The organism is Streptomyces sp. AcH 505, assembly GCF_000818175.1.
GTDB lineage: Bacteria > Actinomycetota > Actinomycetes > Streptomycetales > Streptomycetaceae > Streptomyces.
In genome coordinates, this window is record NZ_JTIY01000002.1 from 36784 (window position 1) to 46617 (window position 9834).

Sequence of the window (9834 nt, forward strand, 5' to 3'; positions counted from 1 at the left end):
GCGGTGGCGGCCACGTCTTCGTACCGTCGCGTACGACGGTCACCGCGCGCTGCACGACGTCGTCGAAGTCGAGGACGACCTCGCCGTCCTTGCCGGGGGTCAGCAGTTTCAGCAGGTTGACCAGGTTGGTGCCGTAGAGCTGCGAAGCCTGCGCGGGCAGCCGGCCGGCGAGATCCGTGTACCCGATGATCGTCACACCGTTGTCGGTGACCACTGCCTCGCCCGCCACAGAACCCGCCACGTTGCCGCCCTGCGCCGCCGCCATGTCGACGACGACACTGCCGGGCCGCATGCTCGCGATGTCCCGCTCGGTCAGCAGCCGCGGCGCGGGCCGGCCCGGGATCAGGGCGGTGGTGATGACGATGTCGACGTCGGCGGCCTGCTCGGCGTAGATCTCCGCCGCACGCCGGTCGTAGTCCTCGGAGGTCGCCCTGGCGTAGCCGTCGGTGCTCTGCTGCTGCTCGGCGACCTCCACGGCGAGGAATTCGCCGCCCAGGGATCTGACCTGGTCGGCCACCTCGGGCCGGGGGTCCGTCGCGCGGACGATCGCGCCGAGGCTGCCGGCGGCGCCGATCGCGGCCAGCCCCGCCACGCCCGCGCCCGCCACCAGCACCTTGGCCGGCGGCACCTTGCCCGCGGCCGTGACCTGACCGGTGAAGAACCGCCCGAAGACATGCGCCGCCTCGATCACCGCGCGGTAGCCGGCGATGTTGGCCATCGAGCTGAGCACGTCGAGCGACTGGGCGCGGGAGATACGCGGTACCGCGTCCATGGCCAGGGCGGTGATCGGGCGCAGCGCCAGCGTCTCGACGAGCTGCGGATCGAGGGCCGGTGCCAGCAGGCCGACCAGCACGGCCCCGTCGCGCAGCCGGCCGATCTCGTCCGGGTTCGGCGCGTTGACCTTCAGGACGATGTCGCTGCCCCATGCCTCACCTGCGGGTACGACGGCGGCGCCGGCTTCCTCGTACGCCTCGTCGGTGAAGCTCGACCGCTCCCCGGCGCCTGCTTCCACGGCGACCGCGTAACCGAGCGACAACAACTGCCGAACCGTGGTGGGTGTCGCCGACACCCGGGATTCGCCGGGCGATGATTCCTTCACCACTCCGATGCGCGATGCCATACGGAGGTCTCCTCTACCGGTCTCATGGTGCCGATGTGATGCGTGTCCCGATCGGAGCCAGCATGCGGTAAAGGATGTTCGCCCGGTCGAACCGGGGTGCCCTGTGCGCGAGCCGCGGGCGCCCGGGACAACGAAGTGCGGGCCGCCTGTCGTAAGGACAGACGGCCCGCAGGGGCGTGTGGTGCGCGTGGAAAGCGGCGCGCGGGTCGGGCGGCGTGGATCAGGCGGCTTCGTCGACCCCGTTGTGGAGGGCGGCTGCCCATTCCAGCAACAGGACCTCGTATGCCTCGGCCGGCCACGTCCCGTCGGCCGCGTCCACGAGCGCGCGGATCCGTTCGTTGGCCACGACAGCGTCGGAGGCCGAAGGAACGGAAGCGGAAGGAGAGGACATACGACAAACCCTATGGGCAGAGGCCGCCGCCACGTGACCATTTCGTTAGCGGCCTTGCTCACACTCGGGGTTTGAAAAGCCGGGAATATGGGTTACTAGGCGGCCGACTCGCCCGCGTGCGGGCTCAGCGTGTCGGTGCTGACCAGGAAGAACAGCGCGATGCCGAGCAGGATCCGATAGATCACGAACGGCATGAAGCTCTTGGATGTAATGAACTTCATGAACCACGCAATAACGACATATCCGACAACGAACGCGATGATCGTGGCGAAGATCGTCGGTCCCCAGGCCACATGTCCCTCGCCCGCGTCCTTCAGCTCGAACACACCCGAGGCCAGGACCGCGGGGACGGCGAGCAGGAACGAGTAGCGCGCGGCCGACTCGCGGGTGTAGCCCATCAGCAGTCCGCCGCTGATGGTGGCGCCCGACCGGGAGACACCGGGGACCAGGGCCATGGCCTGGCAGAAGCCGAAGATCAGCCCGTCCTTGACGCCCAGGTCCTGCAGCCCCTTGCGCTGCTTGACCGCGCGGTGCTTGCCGCCGCTCTCGTCGCGGGCGGCGAGCCGGTCCGCCACGCCGAGGACGACACCCATCACGATCAGCGTCACGGCGATCAGCCGCAGATCGCGGAACGGACCCTCGATCTGGTCCTTGAACGTCACGCCCAGCACACCGATCGGGATCGAGCCGACAATGACGAGCCAGCCCATCTGCGCGTCGTGATCGGCGCGCATCGCCTTGTTGCCGAGCGAGCGGAACCAGGCGGAGACGATCCGGGCGATGTCCTTGCGGAAGTAGATCAGGACCGCCGCCTCCGTACCGATCTGGGTGATCGCGGTGAAGGCGGCCCCCGGGTCGTGCCAGCCGGCGAACGCGGCGGTCAGCCGCAGATGCGCGCTGGACGAGATGGGCAGGAACTCGGTCAGCCCCTGGACAAGCCCGAGGATGAAGGATTCGAACCAAGACATGGAGTACAGAGCCGCCCAGGAAGTAATCACGGTCGATGCGCGAACAGGCCGAGTGGGCAGCCTAGCGTCTGCGATCAGCCGCCCGGCCGGGAGGTACCGGATCTGCGGTTAAACATGAAAGGGCCATCGGAAGTCGAGGGATGTTTGTGGCGATGCACACTGCTGCGGCCCGACCTCGCTGCCCTAGCATCGACGCATGACGGTCCTGCCTGATGACGGGCTTTCGCTGGCAGCCGAGTTCCCTGACGCGACCCATGAACAGTGGCAGGACCTGGTAGCAGGGGTCCTGCGCAAATCGGGTCGGGACGTGTCGGGTCCTGCGGCCGAGGCAGCCCTTTCCACCGCCCTGCAGGACGGGATCACCACCCGTCCTCTCTACACCGCTGCCGACGTCGCCGCCGACGGCGGGTTCCCCGGCTTCGCCCCCTTCACCAGGGGCGCCCGCCCCGAAGGCGGCGCTGTCTCCGGCTGGGACCTCAGACAGCGGCACGGCCGGCCCGACCCCGTACAGCTCAACGAGGCCGTGCTGGCCGATCTGGAGAACGGGGTCACCTCGCTCTGGCTCGCCGTCGGAGCCGGCGGCGCGCCGGTCTCCGCCCTGGCGACGGCACTTGACGGTGTCTATCTGGACCTGGCGCCGATCGCCCTCGAAGCGGGCGACGAATTCGGCCCGGCCGCGCGGGAGTTGCTGAAGCTGTACGAGCAGCGCGGCGTACCGCGCACCGCGGCCAGCGGCAACCTCGGCGCCGACCCGGTCGGCCAACTCGCCCGCACCGGACAGGAGACGGCCGGGCACACCGAAGAGGCGGCGCGCCTCGCCGAGCTGTGCCACCAGGAGTACCCGGGCCTGCGGGCCGTCGTCGTGGACGCGCTGCCGTACCACGAGGCGGGCGGCTCGGACGCCCAGGAGCTGGGCTGTTCACTGGCGACAGGTGTCGGCTGGCTGCGCGACCTGACCGAGGCGGGGCTGAGCGTCGAAGCGGCCTGCGGGCAGCTGGAGTTCCGCTACGCGGCCGGCGCCGACCAGTTCCTGACGATCGCCAAGTTCCGTGCCGCGCGCCGGCTGTGGGCCCGGGTGGCCGAGGTCAGTGGCGCGGGCAGGGACTCTGCGGCGCAGCGGCAGCACGCCGTGACCTCGCGGGTGATGATGACGCGCCGCGACCCGTGGGTGAACATGCTGCGCACCACCGTCGCCGCACTGGCGGCGGGACTCGGCGGCGCCGACTCGGTGACCGTACTGCCGTTCGACCAGGAGTTCGGCCTCTCCGACGCCTTCGCGCGCCGGATCGCCCGTAACACCTCCACCATCCTGCTGGAGGAGTCACACCTCGGCCGGGTCGTCGACCCGGCCGGCGGCTCCTGGTACGTGGAGCGGCTCACCGACGACCTGGCCAAGGCGGCCTGGGCGTGGTTCCAGGAGATCGAACGCGCCGGGGGCCAGCGGGCCGCGCTGCGCTCCGGGCTGATCGGCGAACGGATCGCCGACACCTGGCGGGAGCGCTCGCAGCGGCTGGCCAAGCGCCGCGAACCCGTCACGGGAGTCAGTGAGTTCCCCCAGCTGACCGAGGTCGCGGTGGTCCGCGACCCCGCGCCCGTACCTCCCGGCGGCGGGCTGCCGACCGTACGGCGCGACGAGGCGTTCGAGGCCCTGCGGGCCCGCTCCGACGCGCACCTCGCCGCCACCGGCGCCCGCCCGCGCGCCTTCCTGGCCGCCCTCGGACCCGCCGCCGCCCACACGGCGCGCGCCGGATTCGCGGGGAGCCTCTTCCGGGCAGGCGGCATCGAACCCGTGCACGACCCGGTGACGGTGGACGCGGCCACCGTGGGCGACGCCTTCGCCCGCAGCGGCGCCACCGTCGCCTGCGTCTGCTCCAGCGACGCGCTCTACGCGGAGCAGGCCGTCCCCGTCGCCGAGGCGCTGAAGGCGGCAGGCGCCGACCGGGTGCTGCTCGCCGGGCGGCCCGGCGAACAGCGTGAGACCTATGAACGGGCCGGGATCGACGAGTTCGTCGTCGCGGGTGGCGACGCCGTCGCCGTCCTGACCGCCCTGCTCGACCGGATGGGAGTGGCGTGATGCGGATCCCGGACTTCTCCGAGATCGGACTCGGCGACGGGGCACCCGGCGCCGTCACCGACGACCAGTGGCGTGCCGCGGTCAAGGAGGCCACCGGCAGGTCGGACGCCGACCTGTACTGGGAGACCCCCGAGGGCATCGCCGTCAAACCGCTGTACACGGCGGCGGACACGGCCGGGCTCGACTTCCTCGCCACCTACCCGGGGATCGCGCCGTACCTGCGCGGGCCCTACCCCACGATGTACGTCAACCAGCCCTGGACGATCAGGCAGTACGCCGGGTTCTCCACCGCCGAGGAGTCGAACGCCTTCTACCGGCGCAACCTCGCGGCGGGCCAGAAGGGCCTGTCGGTCGCCTTCGACCTGCCGACCCACCGGGGCTACGACAGCGACCACCCGAGGGTCACCGGCGACGTCGGCATGGCGGGCGTCGCGATCGACTCGATCTACGACATGCGCCAGCTCTTCGACGGCATCCCGCTCGACAAGATGAGCGTGTCGATGACGATGAACGGCGCCGTACTGCCCGTACTGGCCCTGTACATCGTCGCGGCCGAGGAACAGGGCGTACCGCCGGAGAAGCTGGCGGGGACCATCCAGAACGACATCCTCAAAGAGTTCATGGTCCGCAACACCTACATCTACCCGCCGACGCCCTCGATGCGGATCATCTCCGACATCTTCAGCTACACCTCGCAGAAGATGCCGCGCTACAACTCCATCTCCATCTCCGGCTACCACATCCAGGAAGCCGGTGCGACGGCCGACCTGGAGCTGGCCTACACCCTCGCGGACGGGGTCGAGTACCTGCGCGCCGGGCTCGGCGCCGGGCTCGGCGTGGACGCCTTCGCGCCCCGGCTGTCGTTCTTCTGGGCCATCGGCATGAACTTCTTCATGGAGATCGCCAAACTGCGCGCGGCCCGGCTGCTGTGGGCCAAGCTCGTCAAGAAGTTCGACCCGCAGAACGCCAAGTCGCTCTCGCTGCGCACCCATTCACAGACCTCCGGCTGGTCGCTCACCGCGCAGGACGTCTTCAACAACGTCACCCGCACCTGCGTCGAGGCCATGGCGGCCACCCAGGGCCACACCCAGTCCCTGCACACCAACGCCCTCGACGAGGCGCTGGCCCTGCCCACCGACTTCTCCGCCAGGATCGCCCGCAACACCCAGCTGCTGCTCCAGCAGGAGTCCGGCACCACCCGGGTCACCGACCCGTGGGGCGGCAGCGCGTACGTCGAGAAGCTGACGTACGACCTCGCCCGGCGCGCCTGGCAGCACATCGAGGAGGTCGAGGAGGCCGGCGGCATGGCGAAGGCCATCGACGCCGGCATCCCCAAGCTCCGGGTCGAGGAGGCCGCCGCCAGGACGCAGGCGCGGATCGACTCCGGACGCCAGCCCGTCATCGGTGTGAACAAGTACCGGGTGGAGACCGACGAGAAGATCGACGTGCTCAAGGTCGACAACTCGTCCGTGCGCGACCAGCAGATCGAGAAACTGCGCAGGCTGCGCGCGGAGCGGGACGAGAACGGCTGCCAGGACGCGCTGCGCGCGCTCACCGCTGCGGCCGAGGCGGGCCCCGGGCCGGGACTCGAAGGCAATCTGCTGGCGCTCGCCGTCGACGCGGCACGCGCCAAGGCGACCGTCGGCGAGATCTCGGACGCGCTGGAGAAGGTGTACGGCCGGCACGCGGGCCAGATCCGTACGATCTCCGGTGTGTACCGCAACGAGGCAGGAACGTCCCCCGCCGTCGAGCGCACCCGCGCCGCCGTCGAGGAGTTCGAGCGCGCCGAGGGGCGCAGGCCGCGCATCCTGGTAGCCAAGATGGGCCAGGACGGCCACGACCGCGGCCAGAAGGTCATCGCGACGGCCTTCGCCGACCTCGGCTTCGACGTCGACGTCGGCGCGCTGTTCCAGACGCCGGGCGAGGTGGCACGGCAGGCCGTCGAGGCCGACGTGCACATCGTCGGGGTGTCGTCGCTCGCCGCGGGACACCTCACGCTCGTCCCGGCGCTGCGCGAGGAGCTGGCGGCCGAGGGGCGCGAGGACATCATGATCGTCGTCGGCGGGGTGATCCCTCCGCAGGACATCGAGGAGCTGCACAGGGCCGGCGCCGCCGCCGTCTTCCCGCCCGGCACGGTGATCCCGGACGCGGCGGCCGACCTGCTGACGGCGCTCGCGGCCTCGCTCGGCCACGAGCGGTGAGCTGATGCCCCGACCGATCGACATCGACAGCTACGCCAAGGGTGTCCTCGACGGTTCGCGCTCCCACATCGCACGCGCGGTCACGCTGGTCGAGTCGACCAGGCCCGACCACCGGGCGCTGGCCCAGCAGCTGCTGACCCAGCTGCTGCCGCACGCGGGAAACGCCCGGCGCATCGGGATCAGCGGCGTGCCCGGTGTCGGCAAGTCGACTTTCATCGACGCGCTCGGCACCCTGCTCACCGGACTCGGCCACCGGGTCGCCGTGCTCGCCGTCGACCCGTCGTCCAGCAGGACCGGCGGCTCCATCCTGGGGGACAAGACCCGGATGGAGCGGCTGGCCGTCGACCCGCACGCCTTCGTACGGCCGTCGCCGACGGCCGGCACGCTCGGCGGCGTCGCGAAGGCGACCCGCGAGACCATCGTCGTGATGGAGGCGGCCGGGTACGACGTGGTGCTCGTCGAGACCGTCGGGGTCGGCCAGTCGGAGACGGCCGTCGCCAACATGGTGGACTCCTTCCTGCTGCTCAGCCTCGCCCGCACCGGCGACCAGCTCCAGGGCATCAAGAAGGGGGTGCTGGAGCTGGCGGACGTCATCGCCGTCAACAAGGCCGACGGCCCCCACGAGCGCGACGCCCGCTCGGCCGCCCGTGAACTGGCGGGCGCGCTGCGGCTGATGACCCCCGTGGACGCCGCCTGGACACCGCCGGTGCTCAGTTGCAGCGCCCGCGAGGGCACGGGCCTCGACACGGTCTGGGAGCGGCTGGAGCAGCACCGCGCCGTCCTGGCGTCCGAGGGCCGGCTGGCGCGCAAACGGCGCGACCAGCAGGTCGACTGGACCTGGGCCATGGTCCGGGACCATCTGCTGGACCGGCTGCGGGACGACCCTGGCGTACGGGCACTCACGCCCGGACTGGAACAGCGGGTACGGGACGGCACGCTGACGGCGACCCTCGCGGCCGAGCGGATCATCGAGGCGCTGGCCCTGCCCGGCGAGGACCGCCGGCCGGACACCACTTAGAGTCTGACCGGATACGGGAACGACGCGTCCGAACAGCGAACGGAACGGTGGCGGCATGGCAGCCGAAGGACCCGAGGAACCGGTGCTGACCGGCCGGACAGGACGGCTGGCCCAGCTCACCCTGAACCGTCCCCGGGCACTCAACGCGCTGACCCGCCCCATGGTGCGGATCATCGACGCCGCCCTGGCGCGGTGGGAACACGACGAGGACGTCGCGGCCGTCGTCATCACCGGCGCCGGCGAGCGCGGGCTGTGCGCGGGCGGCGACGTCCGGGCCGTGTACGAGGACGCCCGCACCGGCGGCGCCGAATCCCCCGGCTTCTGGCGCGACGAGTACCTGCTCAACTCCCGGATCGCCCGCTACCCCAAGCCGTACGCCGCGATCATGGACGGCATCGTGATGGGCGGCGGGGTCGGTGTCTCGGCGCACGGCAGCGTGCGGATCGTCACCGAACGCTCCGCCGTCGCCATGCCGGAGACCGGCATCGGCCTCGTCCCCGACGTGGGCGGCACCTATCTGCTGTCCCGGGCGCCCGGCGAGCTGGGCACCCATCTCGCCCTCACCGGACGGGTGGTGCGCGCCGCCGACGCCGTACTGTGCGGCCTCGCCGACCACTTCGTCCCGTCGGAACTGCTGCCCGAGCTGCACACCGCCTTCGCCGCCACCACGACCGGCGACCTGCGGGCGGCCGTACGGCCCTACGAGCAGCCGGCGCCCGAGGGTGACCTGGCGGACGGCCGGCCCTGGATCGACGCGTGTTACTCGGCCGACACCGTCGAGGAGATCGTCGGCCGGCTCCTCGACCACGGTGACCCGGCGGCGAAGGAGGCCGCCGCGACCGTCCTGACCCGCTCGCCCACCGCGCTCAAGGCCACGCTGGCCGGACTGCGCACCGCCCGCCGCCTCGCCACCCTGGAAGAGGTTCTGGACCAGGAGTACCGGGCGTCCTGCGCCGCGCTGGCCACCCACGACCTCGTCGAGGGGATCCGCGCCCAGGTCATCGACAAGGACCGCACCCCGCACTGGTCACCCGCCGACCTGGCGGGCGTCACCGAGGCGGACGTGGCGCGGTTCTCCGCCACACCGCCCGGCGGCGCGCTCGGCGCCGCCGACCGGAGCTGACGGACGGATCAACTGCCGCCGAGACGGTGGCGCTTGCGCCAGGCCACCACGGCGGCCCCGAGACCGGACAGCACGATGAAGCCCATCGCCGCCAGAAAGGTCGGCGACATCGGCGAGGCCGCCCGGCTGCCCGCGACCACATAGGCGGCCGTGTTCGGAATCGAACCGAGCCCCGTCGCCAGCAGGAACGGCACCCAGCCCATCCGCGACACGGCGGCGCAGTAGTTGGCCGCGGCGAACGGCACGCCCGGGAACAGCCGGATCGCCAGCATCGAACGGAAGCCGTGCCGGCTGAGCTGCCCGTCGGCGGCCGTCAGCCAACGGCCCCTCACCAGCGGGCGCAGCGCGCTCTGGCCGAGGAACCTGCCGAGCCCGAAGGCGATCCCGGCGCCCAGCACCGTACCCACCAGAGCGGCCGGCAGCCCGAGTTGCGTGCCGAAGAGCGCCCCGGCCGCGAGGTTCAGCAGCGGCCGCGGCACGAACGCGACCGCGCACAGCCCGTACGCGACGGCGAACAGCACCACGGCCGCGCCACCGCCCACGTGGGGCGGCCAGCCGGCCGACAGGAATCTCTGTGGCTCGTACAGCAGCACGGCCGCGGCCGCGCAGCCCAGCACCACCACGAGCATCGAGAATCGGGACCAGGGCGAGAGCAGCACCCTGGAACAGCGGACAACGAGGCCGGAAGACGGCCGGGGACCGGTGTCGAGCATCAGTGGAGACTAACCGACTCGCCGGTGTGATCGCCGTAATGTGACGACCGCGACCCCGGCACACCGGCGGACAACGGCCGCTGAAAAACCGTTCGACGCCGCACCGCGGGTGCGCGATGATCAGTGACATGTTCCGGTACGCCTTCCTCGACGCACGGTCCGCAGCAGCGGCCGCGCCGAAGGCTGCCGCGTTCCTCGCGGCCTGGGCGGCCTATGCGGCGGCCCC

8 protein-coding genes are annotated in these 9834 nt (G+C 71.5%); 4 read left to right on the forward strand and 4 right to left on the reverse strand.

Features of this window, described 5'->3' with window-relative positions; all coding sequences use genetic code 11:
* The 3 genes from HY68_RS30260 to HY68_RS30265 all read right to left on the reverse strand — a co-directional run.
* The coding region (locus HY68_RS30260; RefSeq protein WP_041997825.1) for a Re/Si-specific NAD(P)(+) transhydrogenase subunit alpha at positions 1 to 1120 on the reverse strand (1120 nt) is incomplete at its 3' end.
* A gap of 220 nt (positions 1121 to 1340) precedes the next feature.
* Complete coding sequence (locus HY68_RS44250) at positions 1341 to 1511, reverse strand: hypothetical protein (protein WP_198533452.1); 171 nt, start codon at positions 1509 to 1511, stop codon at positions 1341 to 1343.
* A 95-nt stretch (positions 1512 to 1606) separates the two neighbouring features.
* A complete protein-coding gene (locus HY68_RS30265; RefSeq protein WP_041997827.1) occupies positions 1607 to 2479 on the reverse strand; it encodes an undecaprenyl-diphosphate phosphatase in 873 nt (290 codons plus the stop codon).
* 196 nt (positions 2480 to 2675) lie between these two features.
* On the opposite strand from HY68_RS30265, the gene HY68_RS30270 reads away from it, so the two are divergent.
* Genes HY68_RS30270 through HY68_RS30285 form a run of 4 tightly spaced genes read left to right on the forward strand, consistent with a single transcriptional unit; the run spans position 2676 to position 8895 of the window.
* Positions 2676 to 4553, forward strand: a complete 1878-nt coding sequence (locus tag HY68_RS30270; protein WP_041997828.1) for a methylmalonyl-CoA mutase family protein — start codon at positions 2676 to 2678, stop codon at positions 4551 to 4553.
* The gene (scpA, locus tag HY68_RS30275; protein ID WP_041997830.1) at positions 4553 to 6754 is read left to right on the forward strand and encodes a methylmalonyl-CoA mutase; all 2202 of its coding nucleotides are present in this window, start codon (positions 4553 to 4555) and stop codon (positions 6752 to 6754) included. Before HY68_RS30270 ends, scpA begins: the two co-directional genes overlap by 1 nt.
* Before the next feature lie 4 nt (positions 6755 to 6758).
* A complete protein-coding gene (meaB, locus tag HY68_RS30280; protein ID WP_041997832.1) occupies positions 6759 to 7772 on the forward strand; it encodes a methylmalonyl Co-A mutase-associated GTPase MeaB in 1014 nt (337 codons plus the stop codon).
* Positions 7773 to 7827: 55 nt separating this feature from the next.
* On the forward strand, positions 7828 to 8895 hold the full coding sequence (locus tag HY68_RS30285) for an enoyl-CoA hydratase/isomerase family protein (protein ID WP_041997834.1): 1068 nt from the start codon (positions 7828 to 7830) through the stop codon (positions 8893 to 8895).
* A gap of 8 nt (positions 8896 to 8903) precedes the next feature.
* On the opposite strand, the gene HY68_RS30290 is transcribed toward HY68_RS30285, so the two are convergent.
* Positions 8904 to 9608, reverse strand: a complete 705-nt coding sequence (locus HY68_RS30290) for a TVP38/TMEM64 family protein (protein WP_041997836.1) — start codon at positions 9606 to 9608, stop codon at positions 8904 to 8906.
* Positions 9609 to 9834: the final 226 nt, after the last annotated feature.

Excerpts from the sequence above, each read along its gene's own strand:
- HY68_RS30270 (WP_041997828.1), top strand. The coding sequence starts at position 2,676 with ATGACGGTCCTGCCTGATGACGGGCTTTCGCTGGCAGCCGAGTTCCCT.
- HY68_RS44250 (WP_198533452.1), bottom strand. The coding sequence starts at position 1,511 with ATGTCCTCTCCTTCCGCTTCCGTTCCTTCGGCCTCCGACGCTGTCGTG.
- scpA (WP_041997830.1), top strand. The coding sequence starts at position 4,553 with ATGCGGATCCCGGACTTCTCCGAGATCGGACTCGGCGACGGGGCACCC.
- HY68_RS30285 (WP_041997834.1), top strand. The coding sequence starts at position 7,828 with ATGGCAGCCGAAGGACCCGAGGAACCGGTGCTGACCGGCCGGACAGGA.
- HY68_RS30290 (WP_041997836.1), bottom strand. The coding sequence starts at position 9,608 with ATGCTCGACACCGGTCCCCGGCCGTCTTCCGGCCTCGTTGTCCGCTGT.
- meaB (WP_041997832.1), top strand. The coding sequence starts at position 6,759 with ATGCCCCGACCGATCGACATCGACAGCTACGCCAAGGGTGTCCTCGAC.
- HY68_RS30265 (WP_041997827.1), bottom strand. The coding sequence starts at position 2,479 with ATGTCTTGGTTCGAATCCTTCATCCTCGGGCTTGTCCAGGGGCTGACC.